The 22,779-nt window shown below is 57.0% G+C and carries 27 protein-coding genes; 15 read left to right on the top strand and 12 right to left on the bottom strand.

Translation table 11 applies throughout. The features are described from left to right. Positions 1–7 precede the first annotated feature (7 nt). The 3 genes from TRL7639_RS21210 to speB are packed head-to-tail and all read right to left on the bottom strand — an operon-like array spanning position 8 to position 2,629. On the bottom strand, positions 8–913 hold the full coding sequence (locus TRL7639_RS21210) for a polysaccharide deacetylase family protein (protein ID WP_085797903.1): 906 nt from the start codon (positions 911–913) through the stop codon (positions 8–10). Next, positions 910–1,665 (bottom strand): SDR family NAD(P)-dependent oxidoreductase, encoded by a 756-nt coding sequence (locus TRL7639_RS21205; RefSeq protein ID WP_085797902.1) that lies wholly within the window; start codon positions 1,663–1,665, stop codon positions 910–912. The genes TRL7639_RS21210 and TRL7639_RS21205 overlap by 4 nt, the downstream gene beginning before the upstream one ends. A gap of 4 nt (positions 1,666–1,669) precedes the next feature. Further along, positions 1,670–2,629, bottom strand: coding sequence for an agmatinase (gene speB / locus TRL7639_RS21200; protein WP_085797929.1), 960 nt, complete (start codon positions 2,627–2,629; stop codon positions 1,670–1,672). Between the two features lie 217 nt (positions 2,630–2,846). Here speB and TRL7639_RS21195 point away from each other — a divergent pair, with 217 nt between their 5' ends. Together TRL7639_RS21195 and TRL7639_RS23165 are read left to right on the top strand one after the other, a co-directional pair. After that, the gene (locus TRL7639_RS21195) at positions 2,847–3,716 is read left to right on the top strand and encodes a DMT family transporter (RefSeq protein ID WP_165759871.1); all 870 of its coding nucleotides are present in this window, start codon (positions 2,847–2,849) and stop codon (positions 3,714–3,716) included. 60 nt (positions 3,717–3,776) lie between these two features. Beyond that, positions 3,777–3,923, top strand: a complete 147-nt coding sequence (locus tag TRL7639_RS23165) for a hypothetical protein (protein ID WP_165759870.1) — start codon at positions 3,777–3,779, stop codon at positions 3,921–3,923. 10 nt (positions 3,924–3,933) lie between these two features. On the opposite strand, the gene TRL7639_RS21190 is transcribed toward TRL7639_RS23165, so the two are convergent. Further along, positions 3,934–4,746, bottom strand: coding sequence for a hypothetical protein (locus TRL7639_RS21190; RefSeq protein ID WP_133057688.1), 813 nt, complete (start codon positions 4,744–4,746; stop codon positions 3,934–3,936). A 21-nt stretch (positions 4,747–4,767) separates the two neighbouring features. Beyond that, positions 4,768–4,974, bottom strand: a complete 207-nt coding sequence (locus TRL7639_RS21185; protein WP_085797899.1) for a cold-shock protein — start codon at positions 4,972–4,974, stop codon at positions 4,768–4,770. A 257-nt stretch (positions 4,975–5,231) separates the two neighbouring features. Here TRL7639_RS21185 and TRL7639_RS23475 point away from each other — a divergent pair, with 257 nt between their 5' ends. Next, positions 5,232–5,366, top strand: a complete 135-nt coding sequence (locus tag TRL7639_RS23475) for a hypothetical protein (RefSeq protein ID WP_268875842.1) — start codon at positions 5,232–5,234, stop codon at positions 5,364–5,366. A gap of 55 nt (positions 5,367–5,421) precedes the next feature. Here the strand turns inward: TRL7639_RS23475 and TRL7639_RS21180 are convergent, their stop codons facing one another. After that, on the bottom strand, positions 5,422–5,658 hold the full coding sequence (locus tag TRL7639_RS21180; RefSeq protein ID WP_085797898.1) for a hypothetical protein: 237 nt from the start codon (positions 5,656–5,658) through the stop codon (positions 5,422–5,424). Positions 5,659–5,812: 154 nt separating this feature from the next. Between TRL7639_RS21180 and TRL7639_RS21175 the strand changes: the two genes are divergently transcribed. Further along, positions 5,813–6,544 (top strand): Crp/Fnr family transcriptional regulator, encoded by a 732-nt coding sequence (locus tag TRL7639_RS21175; RefSeq protein ID WP_370809109.1) that lies wholly within the window; start codon positions 5,813–5,815, stop codon positions 6,542–6,544. A 273-nt stretch (positions 6,545–6,817) separates the two neighbouring features. On the opposite strand, the gene TRL7639_RS21170 is transcribed toward TRL7639_RS21175, so the two are convergent. Beyond that, on the bottom strand, positions 6,818–7,234 hold the full coding sequence (locus TRL7639_RS21170; RefSeq protein WP_085797897.1) for a hypothetical protein: 417 nt from the start codon (positions 7,232–7,234) through the stop codon (positions 6,818–6,820). A 238-nt stretch (positions 7,235–7,472) separates the two neighbouring features. On the opposite strand from TRL7639_RS21170, the gene TRL7639_RS21165 reads away from it, so the two are divergent. The 5 genes from TRL7639_RS21165 (at position 7,473) to TRL7639_RS21145 (ending at position 11,366) form a co-directional block, all read left to right on the top strand. Beyond that, entirely contained in the window at positions 7,473–7,787 is a 315-nt protein-coding gene (locus tag TRL7639_RS21165; protein ID WP_085797896.1) for a hypothetical protein, read from the top strand. Continuing rightward, positions 7,784–8,137, top strand: a complete 354-nt coding sequence (locus TRL7639_RS21160; protein ID WP_085797895.1) for a hypothetical protein — start codon at positions 7,784–7,786, stop codon at positions 8,135–8,137. Before TRL7639_RS21165 ends, TRL7639_RS21160 begins: the two co-directional genes overlap by 4 nt. Next, positions 8,127–8,960 (top strand): hypothetical protein, encoded by an 834-nt coding sequence (locus TRL7639_RS21155; RefSeq protein ID WP_235820480.1) that lies wholly within the window; start codon positions 8,127–8,129, stop codon positions 8,958–8,960. Before TRL7639_RS21160 ends, TRL7639_RS21155 begins: the two co-directional genes overlap by 11 nt. Before the next feature lie 88 nt (positions 8,961–9,048). Next, positions 9,049–10,248 (top strand): N-acetyltransferase DgcN family protein, encoded by a 1,200-nt coding sequence (locus TRL7639_RS21150; protein ID WP_085797894.1) that lies wholly within the window; start codon positions 9,049–9,051, stop codon positions 10,246–10,248. After that, on the top strand, positions 10,245–11,366 hold the full coding sequence (locus TRL7639_RS21145) for an alanine/ornithine racemase family PLP-dependent enzyme (RefSeq protein ID WP_085797893.1): 1,122 nt from the start codon (positions 10,245–10,247) through the stop codon (positions 11,364–11,366). Before TRL7639_RS21150 ends, TRL7639_RS21145 begins: the two co-directional genes overlap by 4 nt. A 113-nt stretch (positions 11,367–11,479) precedes the next feature. Here the strand turns inward: TRL7639_RS21145 and TRL7639_RS23160 are convergent, their stop codons facing one another. Further along, complete coding sequence (locus TRL7639_RS23160) at positions 11,480–11,662, bottom strand: hypothetical protein (protein ID WP_085797892.1); 183 nt, start codon at positions 11,660–11,662, stop codon at positions 11,480–11,482. Positions 11,663–11,730: 68 nt separating this feature from the next. Beyond that, positions 11,731–12,444 carry a TetR/AcrR family transcriptional regulator gene (locus TRL7639_RS21135; protein WP_085797891.1) on the bottom strand — a complete coding sequence of 238 codons (714 nt, stop codon included), beginning with the start codon at positions 12,442–12,444 and terminating at the stop codon, positions 11,731–11,733. A 75-nt stretch (positions 12,445–12,519) separates the two neighbouring features. On the opposite strand from TRL7639_RS21135, the gene TRL7639_RS21130 reads away from it, so the two are divergent. From TRL7639_RS21130 to TRL7639_RS21105, 6 genes are all read left to right on the top strand, one after another. Next, positions 12,520–13,578: an ABC transporter ATP-binding protein gene (locus TRL7639_RS21130; protein WP_085797890.1), complete on the top strand. Its 1,059-nt coding sequence runs from the start codon at positions 12,520–12,522 to the stop codon at positions 13,576–13,578. 26 nt (positions 13,579–13,604) lie between these two features. Next, positions 13,605–14,657 carry an ABC transporter substrate-binding protein gene (locus tag TRL7639_RS21125; RefSeq protein WP_085797889.1) on the top strand — a complete coding sequence of 351 codons (1,053 nt, stop codon included), beginning with the start codon at positions 13,605–13,607 and terminating at the stop codon, positions 14,655–14,657. 73 nt (positions 14,658–14,730) lie between these two features. Continuing rightward, positions 14,731–15,552, top strand: coding sequence for an ABC transporter permease (locus TRL7639_RS21120; RefSeq protein ID WP_085797888.1), 822 nt, complete (start codon positions 14,731–14,733; stop codon positions 15,550–15,552). Continuing rightward, a complete protein-coding gene (locus TRL7639_RS21115) occupies positions 15,552–16,340 on the top strand; it encodes an ABC transporter permease (protein WP_085797887.1) in 789 nt (262 codons plus the stop codon). Before TRL7639_RS21120 ends, TRL7639_RS21115 begins: the two co-directional genes overlap by 1 nt. 20 nt (positions 16,341–16,360) lie before the next feature. Continuing rightward, on the top strand, positions 16,361–17,143 hold the full coding sequence (locus TRL7639_RS21110) for an enoyl-CoA hydratase/isomerase family protein (RefSeq protein ID WP_085797886.1): 783 nt from the start codon (positions 16,361–16,363) through the stop codon (positions 17,141–17,143). After that, positions 17,140–18,771: a class I adenylate-forming enzyme family protein gene (locus tag TRL7639_RS21105; protein WP_085797885.1), complete on the top strand. Its 1,632-nt coding sequence runs from the start codon at positions 17,140–17,142 to the stop codon at positions 18,769–18,771. Before TRL7639_RS21110 ends, TRL7639_RS21105 begins: the two co-directional genes overlap by 4 nt. A gap of 437 nt (positions 18,772–19,208) precedes the next feature. Here TRL7639_RS21105 and TRL7639_RS21100 read toward each other — a convergent pair whose 3' ends face one another. The 3 genes from TRL7639_RS21100 to TRL7639_RS21090 are packed head-to-tail and all read right to left on the bottom strand — an operon-like array spanning position 19,209 to position 22,500. Further along, positions 19,209–20,069, bottom strand: coding sequence for a hypothetical protein (locus TRL7639_RS21100; RefSeq protein WP_165759869.1), 861 nt, complete (start codon positions 20,067–20,069; stop codon positions 19,209–19,211). A 16-nt stretch (positions 20,070–20,085) separates the two neighbouring features. Next, the gene (locus TRL7639_RS21095) at positions 20,086–21,507 is read right to left on the bottom strand and encodes an MBOAT family O-acyltransferase (protein ID WP_085797883.1); all 1,422 of its coding nucleotides are present in this window, start codon (positions 21,505–21,507) and stop codon (positions 20,086–20,088) included. Between the two features lie 21 nt (positions 21,508–21,528). After that, positions 21,529–22,500 (bottom strand): sterol desaturase family protein, encoded by a 972-nt coding sequence (locus TRL7639_RS21090; RefSeq protein WP_085797882.1) that lies wholly within the window; start codon positions 22,498–22,500, stop codon positions 21,529–21,531. Between the last annotated feature and the right edge of the window lie 279 nt (positions 22,501–22,779).

Raw genomic sequence — 22,779 nt, 5'->3', positions numbered from 1 at the left:
CAGGATTTCAATTGGTTTTAGAGGGGATCGGGCTGACGGGTGCATCATAATAGGGCAGTTGATCCCGTCGCGGTGAAAAGGTCCCGTCAGCCGTGACCTTTTCCACATGCGCCGCGATTTCTTCCATGGGCGCGAACCAGACATCACCTCTGTTCAAAACGTCTTCGAGAAAGGCGCTCATCACCTCCCAGCGGGCCAAACGGCCTGTCGCAAAGGGATGCACAACCGGAATCCACAGGCCACCGTGGCGGTAGGCGGCTTCGAATTCCTGCCGGAAAGTTTCGAACCCTTCCCGTGGGGCGCGGATGGGCATCATGTAGTCCAGGTCATTTGATTGGACATATTGCGGCCAGTCATCCAGCCCCCAATGGGTGGGCAATTCGATCAGGGACCCCTTGCTGCAATCCAAATAGTAAGGGACGTCGTCCCCCATCAGCGAGGCGTCATAGACAAAGCCACGCTCGGCCAGCAGGTCCGCTGTGCTATCGGAAAAATTATAGAGGGGGGCGCGAAAACCACGCGGGGCCTGCCCGGTTGCTGATTTGATGACATCCAGCGCCCGGTCCAGCCAGTATTCCTCCTCTGAGGGGGGCAGTTGGCTGGGGTGTTCGTGGATGTAGCTGTGGTGCGCAACCTCATTTCCGCCTTTGAGCATTGCGTCTATGGCGGCAGGGTAACGTTCAATGCACCAGGCCGGGACAAAGAAGGTTTGGCGCAACCCAAGTTGTTTATAGGTTTCGACGATGCGTGGCACGCCGATTTCGGGCCCATAGCGCAGCATTGACAGGGCCGAGACACGCGAATGGCCGTCATTCTTGTGCGCGACATGGATCAGGCTGTCTGCATCCATATCAAAGGTGACGCAGGCCGCGCATTTGGCACCATTGGGCCAGGGAACAGGGTTCTTGATCATGGCATTACACTCCCACCATTGACGTGCATCCCCTGCCCCGTAATGAATTGCGAGGAATTCGAGGACAGGAAGACCGCCATATCAGCGATTTCCTCGGCTGCGCCGAACCGGGACAAGGGAATGTCCCGTTCTTTCTGGCGCCATTCTTCGGTCATCTGGTCTACCGACAACATCGCGGTGTCGATTGGGCCGGGGCAGATCGCATTGACCAAGATCTTTGGCGCGAATTCCTTGGCCCAAGAGCGCATCAAGCCGATGACACCATGTTTAGAGGCGACATAGGGCGAAAACGTCTCGCGGCCGAGATACCCCAGATCCGAGGCAATCAGGATCACCCGTCCGCCTTGGGGTTGCATCGCACGAATGCCTTCGCGGCCAACCAGAAAGGTGCCGCGCAAATTGACATCGATCACGCGATCAAACTCTTCCGTGCGTGTGTCGAGCAGAGGCTTTTCATGTATAACCCCCGCACAATGAACCAGAAAATCCAAGCGTCCGATGTATTGGCGCACCTGAGCAAACAGTGCCAATACATCCTCTTCCCGTGCCACATCACAGGTGATCGAAACCGAGCGACCAGAGGCTGCCTTGATTTCGGCTACGGTTTCATCGGGCGGAACAATATCAACACATGCCGTCCACACCCCATGAGAGGCCAGCGCCTTGGCGCATGCAGCGCCAATTCCGCTGGCAGCACCGGTGACCACGGCCCGGCGGCCAATCAATTCTGATCCGTAGTTGACCGACCCCATGACGCTATGCTGCCCGGTTGTGCAAGATGCGACCGATCAAGTTCATCAGGACCTGCGCCGCCAGAGTGGATGTCGACCCCGAGTGGTCATAATCTGGGGCCACTTCGACCAAATCGATCCCCACGATGGTGCCGCGTTTTGACAGGCCATCCAGAAATTCCAGAACCTCGTAGTATTGAAACCCGCCGTGGCTGGGAGTGCCCGTCCCGGGCGCAATCGAAGGGTCAAATGCGTCAATGTCGATGGAGACATAGTATCGTTTGCCCTCGGGTACCCGATCCAGCACACCTTGGACTCCCAGTTTACGCAAATGCCGAACGGACAGAATATCCGAGCCCATTTCGCGGGCCTGTTCGTAGCCTTCTTTTGCGGTCGAAGACACATTGCGTATGCCCAGCTGGGTCAAGCCGGTGACATACTCTTTCTCGGCTGCGCGTCGCATCGGATTGCCGTGGCCATACCGCACGCCGTGGCGCTCATCAACGAAATCCAAATGAGCGTCGATCTGGACAAGGTGAATGGGGTCCTGATCATCAAATGCATTGATGCATGGAATGTTGATGGAATGGTCGCCGCCAAGCACAACTGGCAGGGCGCCGGACTTCAGAATTGCCCGCACTCCGGCTTCGATATTGGCGTGGCTGTTTATTGTATCCGTATGGATTATGTCGGCATCACCGATATCGACAATCTTGGTCGTCTCAGCAGGGAGATAGGTGATATCGTCCTCGAAATCATAAGCCCCACCGTGCCCGAACGAGAATAGTGTGGACGCTTCACGGATCGCACGTGGACCAAAGCGGGCCCCTGATCGCCACTGACATCCAAAATCGTACGGCGCGCCCAATACCGCAACATCTGCGTCGATTGCGTTCCAATCGGCCACGTATTCACCCTTGGCAAAAGTACAGATGCCGACAAAGGGCAAATTCAACCGCCCACCTTCATATCCATGGCTGCTCATCAGGGGATCTTTCATGTGTTAGCTGGTTCCATTTCCAGCCAAGGTAACAGAGCGCTAACATCGTTAAATGCGGACATCCAAAATGGCTACATTGACATTTATCAATGTATTTTGATGGATGCTCGATTGCATGATCGAAACTCAGCCGACCACAACGTGTTGGTCAAACGCCCCCACAAATCCCATAGTGAGTTGAAAACAAATGATATCAGTTGCAATGGGTGGCCTTAGCGCGGTGTCTCTTGGTGTCGCCGACTTCATAGCCAGCCAGACCTCGTCGCGCATCGGCGCAGCGCGCTCCCTTCTTGGGATGTTGCTGGTCAGCTCTGTCGTTCTGAGCGTTTTCCTGCTGTTTCAGGGTGGATTTGCAGAGCTGTTTGTTCCCACAAAACTGTGGTCGATTCTGCTGGCAAGCTTGCACGGTTTCACGATGGCATTCGCGTTGCTTTTGTTCTTTCATGCGATGTCTGTCGGCAAAATAAGCATAGTCGCCCCAATCGTTGCTTCACACCCTTTGGTGATTGTCATCTTTCGCGTCGCCCAAGGCGAGCACCTGACGACCGCGCAATGGATTTCCGTTATCGGCGTATTGGTAGGTGTCGCACTGATAGGGGGGAGCAGCAGAGATCACGCCTCTGACGATGGCCTGGCCAAGCGCTACGCCAAATGGCAAATCGTGGTGCTCATATCCCTAGCATCAAGCATTCTATACGGAACAGCAATCCTGTTCCTACAGTCAGCGGCCGACGGAATCACAGACTCGCAAGTGCTTTGGTTCGGACGTGTTGTCGGGTTTTTTACTGTCTTGATCTTTGTCCTCGCCAAGCGGCAAACTCCATTCCCCCCTTCAGCGCAATGGTGGCTACTGTTCGCGGTTCATGGGGCACTGGATTCGGGCGGGCTTTTGTTTCTGCTTTTGGGCACTAACGGCAGTCCAAATGACACCCTGACTGCTGTCGTGGCATCTGCCTTTCCGGTCGTCACCATGGGTCTGGCATGGATGCTTTTGAACGAGCGCCTAAAGCCGCTTCAACTGCTGGGCGCTGGATTGGTTTTGGTCGGCGTGTCGACGATTGTTGGCCAGTGATCAGCCGATGCTATCTATTAAGGATCCGGTTTTCTGAACAAAGTTCGCCACGGACGCAAGTTGGCACTGCCCAACGACCCGATAACTGCCACGTTCCGCAAATGCGGTGCGTTCGGTCACCTGCCGATCGCCTCAGCCATCCTGAACCAGATCAAGTTGGAGCAAATTGGCTGCCATCCCCCAGAGGGCAATCACGCGGACGGATAACTCTTTTGGCTCATGTCGCGATACGGATGGCGGCGCAAAGTTCGGGGTGCAAAATCCAGTTCGCGGGATTCTCTTGGTGTTCGGCATCACCGCAAAAACCAATTGACGCGAACCCATCCAAACTCGTCGCAGGCACCTTGGATCCTGTTTCTGACGACAGATATTCAACAATCATTCGACCCGCGCTGGCTAGGGCTTTTTTTGCCGAGGTCGTGGATTTGTAGCTGCCAGCTGCCGCAACCTTCACCTTTGCCAACCCGTCTGCTTCCGCCTGCGCCAACGCCATCACCATGGTGCGCTGCGGGCGCGTCAGATTTACAGTGTTGAGCGCTTCAACGTATTCTTCGGATGTTGGTATCAGCGTCCCCGTGCGAGGATCTGCCCTGCGGCTCTCGCTCCTGCGGACTTCACGTTCATCGATGGCGGAATGCAAAGCGGCGATCGCAGCTTCTTCGGTCTTACCGGTTGCCTCGGCAATCAGACCACGCGCCTTTGTGGGTGGCTTCGGGAATGCCCGGGCCGTGTATACGCCTGCGACATAACCAGATTTGATCTGATATCTGCCATAGGCGCCGACACGGATCGACATAGGGGCTTTTTTTTCGGTGTCCTTGGTCTTCGATTTTTTCGACATACCCTTGAACACGTCACGTCCCGCGTCTGATCTGTTTGGCGCTGTGTATTCTGACATTGGCTGGTCTCCTGAGATGAACAAGTCGTAGTACTGGTTCGGCGGAGACCAATCCGGGCAACGAAACTGCTGCGTCAGGCAGCAAAAGACGATTAATGAAACAAATGGCCGTCCGGCGATGGGGCGCCCCACAGGAGCGCCCACTTTCAAAGATCAGGCAAGCGCGATGTTGGTTGCGCTTTCGCGACCATCGCGGCCGGTCTCGACATCGAATGTTACCTTCTGATCGTCGCTCACGGTGGTCATGCCAGACTTCTCGAGTGCGGAAATGTGCAGAAATACATCCTTGCCTCCTGTTTCAGGAGCAATAAATCCGAAACCCTTGTTGGTGTTGAACCACTTCACTGTGCCGTTGGCCATGTGAATTTTCCTTGATTGATTGCTGCCCGCAATATGCAGCAGCCCGGCTTCTCACGACAGTGTCTCGCGCTGTGAGCCGGTGAAGGAAAACAGAGGGTCGAATGGAGGTCAGTAGCAGTTTTCATATGGTAACCACCCGGCCGGATTACAAGGTACGCACGCTCTGACAGCCGATGTTTCCATTTGCCTCGTGAGCATCTATCCCCTATAGATCACTAGCTGCTGGACACCCCGGCAGCCAGAAAAGGAAAGCCAGAATGTCGTTCAACGACTTGGCGAAGAAAGAGGCCGCCGACAAAAAGGCCTCGCAAGAAAAAGATCCGAAGTCACAAACTGAAACCGAACGGTCTCCTGAAACTAAGACTGAATCGGCCGATCCGACAGCGGGTTAAAAGACGCGACTGAGCATTTTAGGCTTCGCTCGTTTCCAGCGTAGAAAGGTTGGCACTACAGGCGTCGCGAAAGGTTGCCGCGAATGATGATCTCATTGATCAGTTTGGCGGTTGCCATATGCAATTTTCGCTCGGACTCTGGGCCTTGGGCATTTTCGTGGGTCGCTACCACATCGCGAAGAATGCCGACAATTTCGCTCTCCGGGAGCAGATTGCGTTCTTGCAGAGCAAGTAAGAGGGCCTCGCAAATCGAGAAGGCGGCCATGCCTGTGGGGTCTCGTTGTTCTGACATCGAGCCATTCCTCTTTCGTGTGTCATACCGCGACCGGGCTGGGTCTTGATGATCTTGGACATCATCGCAGAGAGTTCGGTATTTCGTACTGATCGAAAGCAGCCTCATCACCGAATTCTTGCTTAAGTATGCGCCGGTTCGGGAGGGACCGATCGTGAACGTCAAAGCCAGCCCGCTCACCCAGAAGCTTTCCGCGTTCGTCGCACTGTCGGAGGCTGAACTGGCCGTTCTTGAGCGCTTGCACCAGCGAAGGAAATCTTTCTCGGTCGGGCGCGATTTGGTTCACCAGGGCCAATCTGAACAGGCGGCCTACATCCTGGCGGCGGGTTGGGTCGTTTCTTACAAGATCCAACCTGACGGATCGCGCCAGATCGTCGATTTCCAGATACCGGGTGATTTTCTGGGGCTGCGCAGCGTTCTTTTGCACACATCCGATCATGGGATCGAACCCATCGTCGATATCGAAGCTGCAGAGGTTCTGGTGAGCGATCTTCTGCGGGCCTTCGCCGAGACACCCCGGCTGGCCACGGCCGTTCTTTGGGCCGTATCGCGTGACGAAGCGATGGTTGTCGAACATCTGGTTGGGCTGGGGCGGCGCGAAGCAGATGCGCGCATGGCGCATTTCCTGCTGGAGCTTGGCGCGAGACTGTCACTCGTCGGTATGGGAAGCCGACAAGGCTATGCCTGTCCACTCACACAGTATCATCTGGCTGATGCGTTGGGGTTAAGCGCCATTCACGTCAACCGCGTCCTTCGCAAACTCCGCGAAGGTGGGCTCGTCACGTTTCAGGGCGGGCTTGTGACGTTCGATGACTACGAGGGACTGGTTGCATTGGCAGATTTCGATCCGGCCTACCTCGATCAGTCGCGGCCTCTTTTGTCGTGAAACGGCCACCCCAGGTTAGGCTTCGGGCCCCTTGCTCCAAGCGGCCTTGACCGGGTCCATGTGTTTTCCGGTCCGGCTTTCCTCGGTCTAGTCTTCGTCACTCGTGAAATTGTCCTTTCCCAGAGGGTCCGAGAACAAGAGGCGCGGAATGCATACAGTTCTGTTGAAAAACTGCATGTGCCCCGCGCCTCTGAGCCACTTGGAAAAACCACCATGACTTTCGGTGGACTGGATTACTTATCCGGTTTCTCTGCGTCCTTGCACTGACGCAGGTTAGCCCGTCTGAGCCAGAAAGAGGATCCACGCTAGAACCACGAGACCAACGAGGGCCATCGTTGACCAGGAGATCGACAGCCTTGAAAAAGTGTTGCTGCCTGCCTCAAGCGATTTCGGGACGCGAAGTGGTGCGCGTTTGGGCAGCAATGAAACCAGCTTTGCCGCTCTGCCCTCGCTTGCCAACGCCAGCGCCGGAATATCCGTTATCGTTTCGAAATGCGTTGTCAGCCGAACTTGGGCATCCTCCCGGCATAGGCGTGCAAGTTCACGCGCCTCGGTCCACGGCTCGAGGTCAAGGCGCGCAAGCACAGACAAGACCGTCACGGCGGCACCGGCTCTGTCCTCCCCCACTTTCGCGAAGAGGAAGGCATCGTAATCACTGCCATCCGGGTACAGGACGTCTGAGGCGGACATTGATTTCCTTTCGGCGTGAGACTGAAGAAGACTTGCACGGAGCTTTCTGAAGCCGAGGAACGGCTTTCCTCTTACCCTGCCAGGAATGAACCCGACTGGGGCTAACCTCGATCAGCTTCGCCCGGCGCACGCTCGGATAATGTGCACTTAACAGCCTTGCCTCAGCGAGGTGTTGCTTTCGACGCTTGCCACAATGGCGGCGACGGCAAGCCCAGCTTCTTTTCAATGGAGACCCGGGATGCTCACGCGTTCGACCAGATCAATGGTGACGTTTTCAAACGACTTCACGATTGGCGACAGCCAGATGAAGCTTCCTCCCGGCACATATGAAATCGTTGCCGAGGAAGAGCTGATACAGGGTATCAGCGTCAAAGCTTACCGACGCACCGCGACATATCTGATTGTCCGGGGGCGCGGTGCGCGCGCAGGTCAAACGACGATGCAAATGTTCACAAAGAAGGAACTCGAACATGCCATCGCATGTGATCGGGTCCTTTCGGAAACCACCAATGACAGCGAAGCGGCGCTTTCCCCGCAAGAGGACATGACATGACCACACCCGAATGGCTGAAACCCGGCATTTACGGCGCGCTCCTTGGCGCGGCGTTTGTCGGCATCGTGGGATTCTCCTGGGGCGGCTGGATGACCGGAGGCAGCGCGGAGGAAATGGCCAACAAGATGGCACAAGAGGAAGTGATCGCAGCGCTTGTTCCCTTCTGCCTGGACATGTCCCGTGCCGACAATGAACGCATTGCAAAGCTGGCTGCGATCCGCGAGGCATCGTCATTCAAGCGACGTGACGCTGTAATGGAGACCGGCTGGGCAACCACGCCCGGATCAGATGGCCCGAACCGCGACCTTGCACAGGCCTGCGTCGAAGGTCTTGACCTTGATGCATCGTAGTGACCTCAATCTGTCGCCCGTTTCGCCTAAGGGCACCTCGGGCACCCTAGCCGTGGTGTCTTTCACGGTACTCTTTGCGCTCGCCTTCGTCGCGCACATCGCGATTGGATCGCCATCCTACGCCCAATCTCAGACTGCCCCGCTGCCCGCGAATGCGCAGCCCAAAAGCTATGGCGAGGGATGGAAGTGTGACCGCGGGTACCGGCCTGACGGCGATGCCTGCCTTGCCATCATCGTTCCAAAGAACGCTTATGCCACCAACCGAACTTATGGCGCAGGCTGGGCGTGTCTGCACGGGTTTCAGGAGATCGAAGGTACAACTTGTCTTGAGGTCGTTGTGCCCGATGGCGGATATCTCGACCCTTCGGGGCAGCGATGGAACTGCCTTCGTGGCTACATGAAGGTTGATGATCTCTGCCTAGAGATCGATTTACCCCCAAACGCTTATCTGTCCGACAACGTATACGGGTCTGTCTGGCTATGTGATCGGGGTTATGAAGTCGAAGACGACACATGCGTTGCAATCACGATCCCAGAGAACGCCTTTCTGAACGGATCCAAACATGGGCAGCCATGGACATGCGAGCGAGGTTACTTCGAACGCGATGACGCCTGTGTGGCGGTTGCCGTTCCAGAGAATGCCTACTTAAACGATGCAAGCTATGGCCCAGGCTGGAAGTGTAACCGCGGTTTTGCAGAGGCTGACAACGGCTGCACACGGATCGACCTTCCTGAAAATGCGCACCTAGACAGATCGGGAAACCGGTGGGAGTGCCACAGGAATTTTCAGCGTTCGCAAGAGCGTTGCGTCCTGAACGACTAGCGCTCGCAATCCAAATTGAAACGCCGCTTCCGGCCCGGACGCTTTATGCAATCGGCGCTGAACAAAGCCCCCTAGCAAAGGAAAAACCATGAAATCGGACACTGTAGAAAACGCGATGACAAGGCTGTCCACGATGGGCCCTCAAGCCCCGCCGGAAGCGCCCGCATTCCATCGATCATGCGGCAGAACTGCCATAACATCTCGGGGGGTCACAGCGGTTGTCTATTGTGAGGGGAACTTCGGGCAGATTGACGGGAAGACCGCAAACGGGCTTGTTCGTCACAGCCAAGCCTACCGCATTCTTTCGGTCATAGACACCAAACTCACGGGGCGCGACAGCGGGCAGGTGCTGGACAATGTGAACAACGGCATCCCTGTTGTCAAAGACCTCAAGGCTGCCGTTACTCGAGAGGTGCATCTCCCCGACACTTTGATTTATGGCATGGCCCCCTCTACGGGCAAGTTGTCACCTAGGGATCGAAAGGTCGTGCTGGATGCAATCGCATGCGGCATGAACATCGTCAGTGGTCTGCACGAATACCTCGGCGATGATCCCCAGATTTCGAGCGCCGCTGAGGCAGCCAATGTGACGATCCGAGATATCCGTAAACCCCGACCAAGCAAGGACATGCGCCTGTTTGACGGAAGCGTGTCCAAGGTGAAGGCAATCCGCATTGCCGTATTGGGAACGGATTGTGCAATCGGCAAGCGGACAACAGCAACCGTTCTGGCCAAGGTATTGAATGCGCGTGGTATTAAAACGGTCCTTGTCGGCACCGGCCAGACAGGGCTCATGCAGGGCGCAAAATACGGGATCGCCATGGACGCCCTGCCACCGCAGTTTTGCTGCGGGGAACTCGAGCGCGTGATTGCCGCGGCGTCTCACGGTGAAGATCCAGATGTCATTCTCATCGAAGGACAGGGGGCGCTCAGCCATCCGGCCTTTTGCACGTCGGCGTTCATTCTGCGAGGCAGCCAGCCGCAGGCCGTCATTCTTCAACATGCGCCCAAGCGTACCCACCGCTGCGACTTTCCTTCCATGCCGATGCCCGCGCCGAAAAGCGAAATTGCCCTCATCGAAGCTTTTGCTGACACACGGGTGATCGGTATTACGATCAATCACGAAGCGATGACGGACGCCGAGGTCGATCGTGCAATCGACAGTCTGTCACGCGATCTTGGCATTCCGATGACGGACGCGCTGGCCCGGCCGGAGGTACACCTGACCGACATGGTCCTTGGTGCCTTTCCGCAGTTACAGCCCGTGCCTTTCGCGGCTGCACAATGACATCGCCGCGAGTGGAAATTGATCTGGGCAAGATTCAGGCCAACGCGCGATATCTCGTCCGGCGTCTTGGCACCCGTGGAATCTCGGTCACCGGTGTAACCAAGGCAGTGTGCGGGCATCCTGACATAGTTGGGGCGATGCTGGACGGTGGCGTTACCAGTCTGGCAGATGCTCGCATCGCAAACCTCTTTCGGATGCGGACCGCAGGGATCACGTGCCCCATTTCGATGATCCGCGCGCCGCTGCTAAACGAGATGGAAGACGTCGTCCGTTGGTGTGACGCAAGCTACAACACAGAGATGGACACGATCCTGGAGCTGGGCGCAGCCGCGCAGAAACTGATTACCTCGCACGATGTAATCCTGATGATCGAAATGGGCGATATGCGCGAGGGCATCTTGCCAGAGAACATTAACGACTACGCTGCCCGGGTGATTGCAACACCCGGTGTTACTCTCAAAGGCATCGCCGCAAACTTCGCCTGTATGAGGAACGTGGCACCGACAGACCGTGATCTGGCCAGGCTTTCGCGACTGGCGACACAGGTCGAAGGGGCCTGCGGACCCATCATAGAGCTTGTGTCAGGAGGTGGCTCGGCCAATTTGACGTGGGCGCTTGGTCAAGGTTCAACCGGGCGCGTCAATAATCTGCGTTTGGGCGAGGCGATCCTGTTGGGCACCGACCCCGTGACAGGGCAACCGATCACTGGACTTCATACGGACGCGTTTGCCCTGATTGCCGAAGTGATTGAAACAAGGCTCAAACCAAGTTCACTGCCAACAAGGTCAATTGCTCCAGAGCTTGGGATGCTCAAATTGGTTCGGAATGATGACCTCCGAGCCCGAACGATCCTTGCTGTCGGTCAGCAGGATACCGATACAAGCGGTCTAGCGTTACCCTCTGGATATAGGTTTATCGGCGCGACCAGCGACCACACCGTTATCGACACGGCCAAATCTGCCGTGCCCGTTGGCTCCGAGATGAAAATTGGCATGAACTACAGCGCCCTCATGCGGGCGATGAGCGCCCCAGATGTCGCAAAGACGGTTTATGGCAAGCAGAAGATGAACGGAAGTGCCGACAACCGAGAGGCCCACCCCTTCCTGACCCTGGTATGACGTCCAGATGTTTTCCCGCCGGGCCTTTGCGACGCACTAACCACATCTTCTTTGTCTATTCCTGGTGCCGCAAAGGTGATTGCCGCCGCTTTCAACATGTCAAAGGCGGTGCGTCAGTCCCATGCACCGCTGGCACCGCTGCCGTCAAAGCAGGTGCGCATGATGCGGGTGCGTATCGAATCGCTCTCAGGTTGGTGATCAATTTCCGCTTCGACCTGCTCGAGCGCGGAGATAAGGCCCTCTTCGGAAACGGTGTAAACGGCGTTTGTTGAGTGGTATAAGGCCATGAGTTCCATCCGCTGAGGCTGGAACTGGAAGCGATAGCTCGTCGACAGCCCGTCAATATCTGCGTTGAGATATTCGATCAGTTTTCGTTTGAGGCAACAAGGTACAACGAGCGATACCAAAGGTCATCCATCACCTGAATGACCAGATCCAGGTCGATGGGTCCTTCCTTATCGTCCCAACCGGAAAGCCGGTGCACGTCGGAAAGCAAAGTATCGGACATGTTGATCACAGCGCGGGTTTTAAGCCGCAAGAAAGAGTAGCCCTCGTTGACATGGGGCATCAGTCCCCTGCGGGTCAAATCACTGATGATGCGTTCTGACCAAAGCCGGTTTACTGTTGCCATGCGTGCCGCCACTTCAGGATCTTCGCGCAACAGAATTTCGCGGGCCTCCAGAAGGCGGGGGTTTTTTGCAGCCAGCAGCACTGAATATGTGTTGGCGCGATGGATAGACTCCTTAAGGCTCAGACCACCGCCACGCGGGCGATGAATGCGCATCAAGGCCCAGTATTTTCGCAGCACCGCTTTCACGATGTCGGCCCGGCTGTGGTAGTACAGATAAAGCGTTCCCCGAACCATTCCGGCGGCGTTGGCTAGATGGTCCATGGTTAGGGAATCATATCCGACCTGTTCAATCTCGCGGGCTGCCACGGCCAACAACGCTGCGCGTGTGCGCACCCGTTTGCGCCGCTTTTCCATCTTGCGGGCGCGTTCTTCCAAAACATCGGCAACACTAAACCCCTCTGGTTCAAGGATTTTAGCTTTCTGTCGTGGGGTAACTTCCATCTGCATGAAAAATAATTGACACAATGTCTATTTTTCGTCAACTTATAAAAATAAGACACTGTGTTCAAAAATGGATCACACATGCAAGGCTCGCGCGTTCACTTTGAGAATGTCACCAAATCCTTTGGGGAAACGGTCGCGTTGACCGACTTCAACCTGGATATCGCACCAGGGGAGTTCGTGACCCTTCTGGGGGCCTCAGGGTCAGGCAAGTCGACCGCGCTGAACATCTTGGCGGGTTTTTCGGATGCCACATCGGGTGAGGTTTTCATCCATGACCGCCCGTTGACCGGCGTAGCGCCCGAACATCGCAATGTCGGCATGGTGTTCCAGAACTTTGCCCTGTTTCCGCACAAGACCGTGGCCGAAAACGTGGCGTTCCCCTTGCGCATGCGCAAAGTCGCGCGGAACGAGATTGATCGCCGGGTAAAGGCGGCGCTGGAGATGGTGCGGCTTGACGCCTTTGCCGCGCGCAAGCCTGCTGCTTTGTCCGGCGGACAACGTCAGCGCGTCGCCCTGGCCCGCGCCGTGGTGTTTGAGCCACCCGTTCTGCTGATGGACGAATGCCTGTCCGCGCTGGACCTGAAGCTGCGCGAAGAGCTGCAAGACGAGATCCGCCGCATTCACCGAGAGATCGGAACGACGGTGCTGTTTGTCACCCACGATCAGACCGAAGCACTGACCATGTCGGACCGCATCGCCATCCTCGAGGGGGGCAAGATCGTTCAGATCGACGCGCCCGAGGTGCTCTATGACCGACCCCGCACCCGCTTTGTCGCGGATTTCATCGGTCAATCGAACATGTTCGACCTCTCTGCCGTCACAGACGGCAAGGCGGCCGTTGCAGACCTGGGGATCGAAATTCCCGTGTCCGATCCAACCGCCGTCGCAATCAGCATCCGCCCCGAACGCTTGCGCGTGGTTCTGGGGGACGACACCTCGGGCCTTTCCGTTTTCCAAGGGGTTGTCGAGGACGAGACATTTTACGGCCCGGTCGTGGCGCAAACCGTGCGCCTGCCCTCGGGCCGCCAGCTCGAGGTGCGCAGCCAGCGATCGGGCCATGACCGTCTGCCACATACAGGCGAGGCCATCACGCTGGGTTTTGACTCGGCAGACGCCGCGCCATTGGCCGCCACCTGAACATCGAAACGCAAAGGGAGAGAGAGATGACCATCAAAACCACATTCACCGCGCTGACGCTTGGCGCGACCCTCGCCGCAGGGACGGCCTGGGCCGACAGCTCCATCACCTATGCCGGGTCCGGCGGCGGTCTGGGCCAAGTGATGAAAGGTGTCTTCGACGACCCGTTCACCGCCGAAACAGGCATTGCGGTCAATGCCTTGGCGACCTCGGACCGGGCTTCGGCCCTCAAAGCGATGCAGATTGCGGGCAAGGTGACCTGGGACGTGACCGAGCTGAACCCGATCGAATACGCCACCGCCTCGCTTTCGGGCTGGCTGGCGCCGCTGGACTGGGCCGCCATCGACCCATCCGGCGCGCTGCCGGATGAGGCAAAGCTGCCCGACGCGGGCATCGCCGCCACCTTTTCGACCATCATGGCCGTGCGCACGGATGAGCTCCCGGATGGCAAACAGATGACGTCCTGGGCGGATTTCTGGGATGTCGAGGGCTTCCCAGGCGGGCGCGCGTTGCAAAACCAGCCCATCGACAACCTGGAATTTGCCCTGATCGCCGACGGCGTTGCTCCGGCAGATGTCTACACCGCTCTGGCCACCGAAGCGGGACAGGACCGCGCCTTTGCCAAGCTGGATGAGATCAAGCCCCACATCACCGCCTGGTGGACCGCTGGCGCGCAGCCCGTGCAGATGCTGTCGGATGGTGAAGTCGCCTATACCTCGGCCTGGAACGGGCGCATCACCAAGCTGGCGTCCGAAGGTGTGCCGGTGGAAATCAACTGGAACGGCGGCGGCATCAAGGCGTCATATGTGGCCATTGTGAAGGGCTCGGAGAACGTAGAGACCGGGCAGCAATTCATCAGCTACATGATGACAAACCCCGAACGCGCTGCACAGTTTGCTTCGATGGTGCCATATCCGGGCATGGTCAAAGGGCTTTATGACCACATCCCCGCAGACAAGGGCGCGATGATGCCGACCCATCCCGACAACGTTGGCAAACAGTTCGTCACCGACGCCGTGTTCTGGGGCAAGAACCTCGGCCCGCTGAAAGAGCGTTGGGAAGACTGGATCCTCGAATAATTCACCCACGCCCACTGGCCGCTGAACGACAGCAGCGGCCACCCCATCCCTTGTCCTTGCGGAGCGCCAAGCCATGACCAAGCGGCTGACATTGTTGCCCGGCATTGCCCTGATCCTGATGCTGTTCCTGATCCCGGTCGGGATCGTGTTTCAGCAGGGGCTGTTCGACCCGGTGTTCACGACCGAGCACTTCGTGCGCTTCGCCACCCGCGGCGCCTATATGCGGATCTTCTGGAGCACGCTTCAAATCTCGACCGTGGTGGCGCTGGTCTGTTTGTTGGTCGGCTATCCCATCGCCTATTTCATTGTCCGCCAAGCCCCAGCCCGTCGCCCGTTCCTGATGTTCCTTGTGCTGGTGCCGATGTGGATGTCCATTCTGGCACGCACCTATTCCTGGATGGTGGTTCTGGGCAAAGAGGGGATCATAAATCAAAGCCTCATCTGGCTGGGTCTGGTCGATGAACCGATCAAGATGCTCTTCACCACCGGCGCTGTCTATGTGGCGATGGTGCAGATCATGTTGCCGATCCTGATCGTCACCTGCTTTTCCTCGATGACCGAAATTGACCAATCCTTGCTGCGCGCCGCCCGCATCATGGGCGCGAGCCCGCGCAAAGCCTTTCGCGAGGTGTTCCTGCCGCTCTCAGCCGAAGGCGCGATCACCGGCACGCTGATCGTCTTCATCCTGTCTATGGGCTTTTTCATCGTGCCCGCACTGCTGGGTGGACGTCGCGACGCGATGCTGGCCAATGTCATCAGCGGTCAGGTCAGTCAGACCAACTGGGGCTTTGCCGCCGCGCTGTCGATTGTCCTGCTGGGCGCAACGCTGCTGGTGTTGTTTCTGGTCCGGGGCGCATCCGCCAAACTGGTCCACCATCAAGAGGAGGCACACTGATGCAAGAGCGGAACCTGCCTCTCGCCCTGTTCTACGTCCTTGTGGTGATCTTTCTGTTCTTCCCGATCCTGATCGTGGTGCCGATTTCGTTTTCTAATGGCCGCTTCCTCAGCTTCCCGCCCGAAGAGTTCGGCCTGAGGTGGTACATCAACTACTTCAATGAACCGGTCTGGATGGCCGCCACCTTCCGCAGCCTGCGCGTGGCCCTTGGGGCGAGCATCCTGGCGACCTTTGTCGGTACACTTTCGGTGATTGGCCTGGGGCGCAAACGCAGCAAGACAAGCGGCGCGCTGACCGCCCTTTTCGTGGCCCCGGCCATCGTGCCCAACATCATCGTGGCGCTCGGGGTGTTCATCCTCGCTGTGCGCATGGGTGTCAGCGACAATGAACTGACCTTGATCTGCGCCCATGCTGCCATCGGCCTTCCCTTTGTGGTGCTCATGGTCGGCTCAGCCTATCGCCAAATCGACCCGACGCTGGAGCGTGCCGCGCGGATCATGGGCGCAGGCCCCTTGCGCGCCTTTCTGACTGCAACCCTGCCACCGCTCACCCCGGCGATCCTGTCCGCAGGCATCTTTGCCTTTTTCGTCAGCTTTGACGAGCTCATCATTTCACTGTTCCTGATGTCGAGCGCTGAGACCCTGCCGATGCGGATCTGGAACGACCTGCGGTTCGAAATCAACCCAACCATTGCTGCCGTCAGCGTGTTCTTTGTCGTGGTCACCACCCTTGCGATGACCATTGCCGAACTGCTGCGTCGGCGCGCGGAAAAGAACAACGCGGCCTGACCGCAATCCCGGAGACAGACATGCTGAACTACGAGAAATCCGGCCACATCGCCACGATCACCATCGACAACCCGCCGGTGAATGTCTTCACCCCGACGATGCACAAGCAAATGTTCGAGATCCTGCAAGAGTTCAACGCAGACAGGGACATCTATTGCGGAATTCTGACCGGGGCCGGGGACCGCGCGTTCAGCGCAGGCGACGACATCAAATCCAAACGCCCGGACCGCACGCGCGAGGAAATCGTTGACCGGCATTTGAACCCCTCGCGGTCCTTCGACACGCAGGAATATCCAGGGTGGGAGCATGAGGTGATGACAATGCCCCGCTACAAACCCATTGTCGGCGCCGCAAACGGGTATTGCTTTGGTCAGGGGTTCATCTACTTCAATCTTCTGTCGGACATCCGCTATGCTGCGACCAATGCGGTCTTTGGCATGCCCGAGATTGCCTATGGTATGGGCGGGGCGGGTGCTGCGCTGTCACTTGGCAAGATGATCCCCCATGTCGCCGCGATGGAGCTGCTGTTGCTGGGTGAAAAGATCGACGCGGAGAAGGCGCAGCGGCTGTTTCTGGTCAATGACGTGGTGGAACCAGACAAGCTGATGGACACCGCCTGGGCCGCTGCAGAACGCATCGCCTCGCATCCCCCAATGGGTGTGCGGGTCGAGATGGAAAGCTATCAGCGCGGTTTTGACATGAGCCGATCCGACAGTATGGCGATGGCCGGTCACATGTATCGTCTGGCCCGCTCGGTCCAACCCACGCAACCGCCACTGGCGGAACAAGGAGCGGCGGAATGACCCTTCATCCTGGCCAGCAAGAGATCGGCACCTTGGGCGCGAAACTGACAGAACAGGGTTTTCCCGACAGCCTGCCTGCATTCTGCGCGGCACAGGCCGAGAAATACGGCGACGCCATCGCGCTGGACTATTTTCAGGACGGGGTGCAACTGAGCTACAAGGCGCTGCACCGCCGCTCGAACCGGATCGCCGCCAACCTGCTCGCTCGGGGCTATCGCAAGGGCGCGCACATCGCGGTGATGCTGCCCAATGGGCCCGCCTCGGCCCTGATCTGGTTTGCAATCATGAAAATCGGTGCTGTCATCGTGCCCGTGAACACCGCCTACGGCGGCAAGGAGCTGGATTACATCCTGAACCAATCCGACGCGCAGGCGCTGATCATCGGTGATCAATTCCTGCCTGGGCTCCAAGAAATGACCAATCGCCCCGACATTTTGACCGATCCAATGGTGGTTGTGTCCGGCGAGCTCGGCGACCTGGAAACGGGCGAAGAGTTGGCCGACTTTGATCCTGGCTATGCCGTCACGGCGCATGATCTGGCCAACCTGCAATACACCTCTGGCACCACTGGCTTTCCCAAGGGCTGCATGCTGACGCAGGACTATTGGATCGTACTCAGTCATTCGATTGCCCAAGTTCACACCCACTATGGCAACCGCAACCTGTTCTTTTGGGCCCCGTTTTTCTACATGGACGGGCAGTGGTCGTTCTTGTCGGCCATGGCCATCGGCGGCAAGGCCATCATCGCGTCCAAGATGAGCCTGACCAAGTTCCTGGGCTGGCTGCACGAGCATGAGGCGCATTACTGCGTGCTGCCCGAACCCATCCTGAAAGCCGTGCCACCTGCACCAGAAGACGCCAATATCCCGTTGAACTATGTGCACGCCTTTGGCTGGCGCCCTTCTGCGCGGGCCGAGGCCGAGGCACGGTTCAACCTTGTGGCCCGCGACAGTTTTGGCATGACCGAGGTCGGCCCGGCCATCATCTGCCCGCAGGCGGCAGGTGAGAAGCTGGAAACCAACACCTGCGGTCTGGCCGCCCCGTTTCGGGAAACCCGCGTGGTCGATGAAAACGGCGCAGAATGCGCCCCGGGCCAAGCTGGAGAGCTACAAATCCGTGGCCGGTCGATCATGCTGGGCTACTACAAACGCTCTGATGCCAATGCCGACAGCTTTGATGGCGATTGGTTTCGCTCGGGCGACCTGTTCGTCAAGGACGCTGATGGCTATCACCGCATCGTGGGGCGGCTCAAAGAGATGATCAAACGCGCGGGCGAAAACATCTCTGCCAGCGAAGTAGAATCCGCCATGCGGGAGGCCCCGCAGATCGCCGAAGCTGCCGCTATTGCAGTTCCAGACGAGATGCGCCGCGAAGAAGTTATGGTGTTGGTAAAACTGGCTGAAGGGGTGGGCTGCTCTGACATGCTGCCTCAAGCAATTGCGGCTCATTCGGAGCGGTTGGCCGCCTTCAAACGACCTAGATACATAGCATATGTCGAAGAGTTTCCCCGAACCGCAACGAACAAGATCGCAAAGTCCCAAATTCTGGCAAGTCACGTGATCGGGTCGGTTTTCGACACTCAGGGCATGCAAGAATTGTCCGCCGAAGAGCTGTCTGACCTTCTGTAAATCAGCGCTTTTCGTTCATTGAGCTCGCCCAATTACTTTTCCAGATGAACATGCTGCACCAGCTGTGCGGGCCGCGAAATCGCAGTTTGTAGAGACGGATTGGAAAACCAGTGTTGGACAACCTTAGAGCTTTTCAAAAAGCCGCTTTTGCACATAACCGACAATCAAACTGAATATCGTTGTGGTCCGGCTTCCGCCCATCACGATGGAAATTACGCGCTCCCGAAAAGACAAGGTAGAGCTCGAAATTGATAATCTTGCTCCAGTCATCGGGCAGCTTGGACGCTGCCCCCCTACCCTACCTGCCTCCAGACTCATAGATTGATCGCCAGAACAAGACGGTAGCTGCGAATGCGATGGCTGTTCCAAGTCACATCAAGCGCGGTCAATATTCACAGATGCAGCGGTTTCAACCGTTTACCCAAAACATGAGCGCACTAAAGTTCTGGAGAAGGCCTCTGCACCTTCAGCGTTGAGGTGATCGGAATCGCGGAAAAACTGGGGTTAGAGACGGCTGAACGCGCGTCGACATAGCGCGCACCGGTTCTTTGGGATTCACCTTTGAAAAACCGGATATGACCCTGAGATGCATACCCCACGGCGTCCAAATAAGGTTGCGACACCGGATAGCTCACCAAACATACATCGGCCCCGCGCTCCACCAGCGCATCCAACATCTTCGAGTATTCGGCTTGGGCGGTCATCACCTGCTGGCTCGGGCCAGCTCTGTGCGTGATTGCGCGCTTTTTGGCTTGCAGCATTTGAGCCCGAGGATCGAGATCGGAAAAATCGCCCGGTGACAACAACGCGCCGTCTGGGGTCTGGATGACTTTGCTTTCAAGGCTGAACCCGTTTTCAACAAACCGCGTCCAATAGCCGGGCAGTCGCGCCCTGTGGCGGGGATCGGTCACAAACAGACCCGTGGCCGCAGCGGGTTCGGCCGAGAACTCGGGGTATGGTTCAAACCGTCGGTTCAGACGGTATGCAGCAAACAAATGCGGATCAGCTTGCAAGATCACACGCCCCGGCTGGCGTTCCGCGAAATGACGTTCCACTTTCCACGCCATATGAGAAATGCCCTCGGACGGGAACGCGAGATTGACAAACCCTTCGCCCGCAACAAAGCCCCGAGCGGTTCGACTGTCGCCAAATGCGACGTCCGAGCGATCCGTGGTTTCCAAAATTGACACATGACTTGCGTAACTGTCTTGGGGAAGAACCTGTGTCCTTAACAGGGCTTCGCTGGCCAGGACCGCAATAGCCAATGTCCCCGCAAAAGCCGACAGCATGCGAAACACCGCTTTGTTTTTATTGTCAAAACTGAAAGTAAATGAATGCATGGCTTCCACTTGAATAAAGATGAGTAAGGGACAAAGCAGCAATACACCCGCCGACGGCGTACCAAAGGGACCGCGATGTCCTGATTGACGGAGTTTCCAGCCTTTTTGAAATCTCGATTGAATTCGGTGCAAAGAACGCAAGGAGCATGGCCAGAAGCAGGGTGACCAAAAGCGGGTTCAACTCAGGAAATACGACGACTGACGTGTAATTTACCGTTGTCGCGCCAAACATTGCGTGCAGAACGGCGAATGCCTGGTGCACGGTTTCCGCGCAGAAAAACACCCAGGCGATGACCACAGCGGCAAAGGTCAACGCAAACCCAATTTTTGGTGAAAGCTTGGGCATGCTGTTTGCCCGCCAGAAATGAGCCGCTGTCAGATATGCCCCGTGCAAACCACCCCAGACAACGAACTGCCACCCGGCCCCATGCCACAGACCACCAAGCAACATCACAATCCAAAGGTTTGCATACCGGCGAACAGGTCCGTGTCGACTCCCGCCAAACGGGATATAAAGGTAATCCCGCAGGAATGTGGACAGCGTTATGTGCCACCGCCGCCAGAACTCGATGATATCGGTGGATTTGTACGGAGAGTTGAAGTTGACCGGCAACTTCAGCCCAAAGAGCAGGCCAAGGCCCAAAGCCATGTCTGCGTAGCCCGAAAAATCAAAGTAGATCTGGAACGTGTAACACAGCATTCCCAACCATGCTTCGGCAAGGCTCAGCTCTATTCCCAGCGATTGCGCTTGGAACATGGCATCCGCCCCGGGGGCCAGCCCGTCCGCGATCAGGACTTTCTTGGCCAAACCAATGCAAAACAGAACAAGCCCTGACGCGATGTCCTCGGACTTGAACATGGCAAATCGAGGCTGTGACAATTGGGGGATCATGTCGCGGTGGTGAACGATCGGCCCGGCGATGAGTTGCGGAAAGAAGGAGACGAAAAAGAGGTATTCCAGCGCGTCGCCCGGTTTTGCCTTACCCTGATGGATGTCAACCAGATAGGCGATCTGCTGGAAGGTGAAAAAGGAAATGCCCAAAGGCAACAGGATCTCGGGAATGCCCAACCCACTGCCAGACACGGCCCGCGCGATATCATCGAAGAACCCGGCGTATTTGTACCACCCCAGAAGACCCAGATTGAACGCAACCCCTGTTCCGGTCAGCAGCCGGGTGGGACGTGCCGCAATTCTATGGGCAAGAAAGAAGTTCGCTCCAACCGAACCCAACAACAGAGCCAGGAACGGCGGATGATACCAGCCATAGAAAACAAGTGACGCGATGGTCAACGCCGCCAATGCTCCGCGCGGGCCAAACCCGCGGCGCATCGCATAGGTTGCGATCAACACCGCCGGCAGGAACCCAAGCAGAAATGGAAGGGATGCGAAGAGCACGGTACGAACGTCCTTTTCAGATTATTCCGCTGGAACCTGGCCGTTTTGCGATGGCTTTTTACAAAACCGCCGCCAGATTTTCACGACTGGCGTAATGTAGACGCCCCATAGAGAACGGAACTGTTCCATGTCGCGGTCTTCGATGCCAAATTCCACGCGCTCGTCCTTTTGGGGAAGGTAAAGCGTTCCAAACAGCGTGTCCCAGAACGAAAAGATGTGACCGAAATTCGTGTCAAAATGCTCAGGCGACTTGCTGTGATGAACCTGATGCTGGGCAGGTGAGATGAAGACCCGGTTCCAGAAATCACCATAGCTGATCCAGACATGAGTATGTCGCAGGTTATACCCGGCCATGCGCCAGACCCAGATCCCCGCGAGGGTGCCAAAGATCGTGAAGGGCATCGGGCTTTGACCAAAAGCAAAGACCCACACCGCAATGCCTGTCCCCATGACAACGGCGCTTACCAAAGAGCCGAATACAGCCTCGATCGGATGACGGCGCATCGCTGTGACGGGGGTCATCACCTCGGCGGAATGGTGAACTTTGTGCAGTTCCCAAAGAATGGGAACGCGGTGCTTGAGGTAGTGAGCCCAAGACGCGCCAAAGTCCCATAGCAGCACCAGCATCGCCGAATAGAAGACCCGCCCGGCAAGACCGGTTTCCACGTTGCCCCCTTCCAGACCGATCCAATTTGCCAGACCAAGAACCAGTTCCGATACCAGCGCCGGGCTTAGAAGAACGGTCACCGTCATCCAAAACAGAACGCCCTGATTAATGAGGAATATCCAATAATCAATCTTGGCAGAGCCGTGCAGGAAAACACTGCGGGGAAACAAGACGGCCAATATGCGCCGCGGTGTCGGCAGGCCGCCCGTCCGCTTGTGAATGCGTGCCACCACAACAAGAAAGGCGATCAGAAACGCAATCAGAAGTGACCCAATGCTCAGAAAATGCCCCGCATTGAACAGAACACCGCCTGTGTTATGCCACATGGTGGCAATCGTATTTTCAATTTATTCCAAACCCATGTCATTATACCCTCTAAACACCAAGAACCGTTTTGGCCTGCATTTCGGGCAACAATGAGGCACCATCGGCGTGATTGCTGGACATTCCGGAAACGATGTCGAGCTTATGGGATCCCCACCACCATTTCTGAAGGCGACGGGGGCCGCACTGAAGGACCACGGTGCCCAGTTTACAGTCACCGGCAGTTTGTGATGGATGTCGCCGCGTTTGATGGCGCGGATTGACTCAACCGTGCTGAGGGT

The sequence above is a fragment of the Falsiruegeria litorea R37 genome, assembly GCF_900172225.1.
GTDB classification, from domain to species: domain Bacteria; phylum Pseudomonadota; class Alphaproteobacteria; order Rhodobacterales; family Rhodobacteraceae; genus Falsiruegeria; species Falsiruegeria litorea.
The sequence above is the reverse complement of the archived record's forward strand: the minus strand, read 5'-3'. Positions and strand labels throughout refer to the sequence as shown.

Excerpts from the sequence above, each read along its gene's own strand:
- TRL7639_RS21195 (WP_165759871.1), top strand. The coding sequence starts at position 2,847 with ATGGGTGGCCTTAGCGCGGTGTCTCTTGGTGTCGCCGACTTCATAGCC.
- TRL7639_RS21150 (WP_085797894.1), top strand. The coding sequence starts at position 9,049 with ATGAAATCGGACACTGTAGAAAACGCGATGACAAGGCTGTCCACGATG.
- TRL7639_RS21185 (WP_085797899.1), bottom strand. The coding sequence starts at position 4,974 with ATGGCCAACGGCACAGTGAAGTGGTTCAACACCAACAAGGGTTTCGGA.
- TRL7639_RS23160 (WP_085797892.1), bottom strand. The coding sequence starts at position 11,662 with ATGGAACTCATGGCCTTATACCACTCAACAAACGCCGTTTACACCGTT.
- TRL7639_RS21210 (WP_085797903.1), bottom strand. The coding sequence starts at position 913 with ATGATCAAGAACCCTGTTCCCTGGCCCAATGGTGCCAAATGCGCGGCC.
- TRL7639_RS21180 (WP_085797898.1), bottom strand. The coding sequence starts at position 5,658 with ATGTCAGAACAACGAGACCCCACAGGCATGGCCGCCTTCTCGATTTGC.
- TRL7639_RS21120 (WP_085797888.1), top strand. The coding sequence starts at position 14,731 with ATGACCAAGCGGCTGACATTGTTGCCCGGCATTGCCCTGATCCTGATG.
- TRL7639_RS21125 (WP_085797889.1), top strand. The coding sequence starts at position 13,605 with ATGACCATCAAAACCACATTCACCGCGCTGACGCTTGGCGCGACCCTC.
- TRL7639_RS21170 (WP_085797897.1), bottom strand. The coding sequence starts at position 7,234 with ATGTCCGCCTCAGACGTCCTGTACCCGGATGGCAGTGATTACGATGCC.
- TRL7639_RS21135 (WP_085797891.1), bottom strand. The coding sequence starts at position 12,444 with ATGCAGATGGAAGTTACCCCACGACAGAAAGCTAAAATCCTTGAACCA.
- TRL7639_RS21110 (WP_085797886.1), top strand. The coding sequence starts at position 16,361 with ATGCTGAACTACGAGAAATCCGGCCACATCGCCACGATCACCATCGAC.
- speB (WP_085797929.1), bottom strand. The coding sequence starts at position 2,629 with ATGAGCAGCCATGGATATGAAGGTGGGCGGTTGAATTTGCCCTTTGTC.
- TRL7639_RS21155 (WP_235820480.1), top strand. The coding sequence starts at position 8,127 with ATGCATCGTAGTGACCTCAATCTGTCGCCCGTTTCGCCTAAGGGCACC.
- TRL7639_RS21105 (WP_085797885.1), top strand. The coding sequence starts at position 17,140 with ATGACCCTTCATCCTGGCCAGCAAGAGATCGGCACCTTGGGCGCGAAA.
- TRL7639_RS21205 (WP_085797902.1), bottom strand. The coding sequence starts at position 1,665 with ATGGGGTCGGTCAACTACGGATCAGAATTGATTGGCCGCCGGGCCGTG.
- TRL7639_RS21165 (WP_085797896.1), top strand. The coding sequence starts at position 7,473 with ATGCTCACGCGTTCGACCAGATCAATGGTGACGTTTTCAAACGACTTC.
- TRL7639_RS23475 (WP_268875842.1), top strand. The coding sequence starts at position 5,232 with ATGTCGTTCAACGACTTGGCGAAGAAAGAGGCCGCCGACAAAAAGGCC.
- TRL7639_RS21145 (WP_085797893.1), top strand. The coding sequence starts at position 10,245 with ATGACATCGCCGCGAGTGGAAATTGATCTGGGCAAGATTCAGGCCAAC.
- TRL7639_RS21090 (WP_085797882.1), bottom strand. The coding sequence starts at position 22,500 with ATGTGGCATAACACAGGCGGTGTTCTGTTCAATGCGGGGCATTTTCTG.
- TRL7639_RS21160 (WP_085797895.1), top strand. The coding sequence starts at position 7,784 with ATGACCACACCCGAATGGCTGAAACCCGGCATTTACGGCGCGCTCCTT.
- TRL7639_RS21130 (WP_085797890.1), top strand. The coding sequence starts at position 12,520 with ATGCAAGGCTCGCGCGTTCACTTTGAGAATGTCACCAAATCCTTTGGG.
- TRL7639_RS21115 (WP_085797887.1), top strand. The coding sequence starts at position 15,552 with ATGCAAGAGCGGAACCTGCCTCTCGCCCTGTTCTACGTCCTTGTGGTG.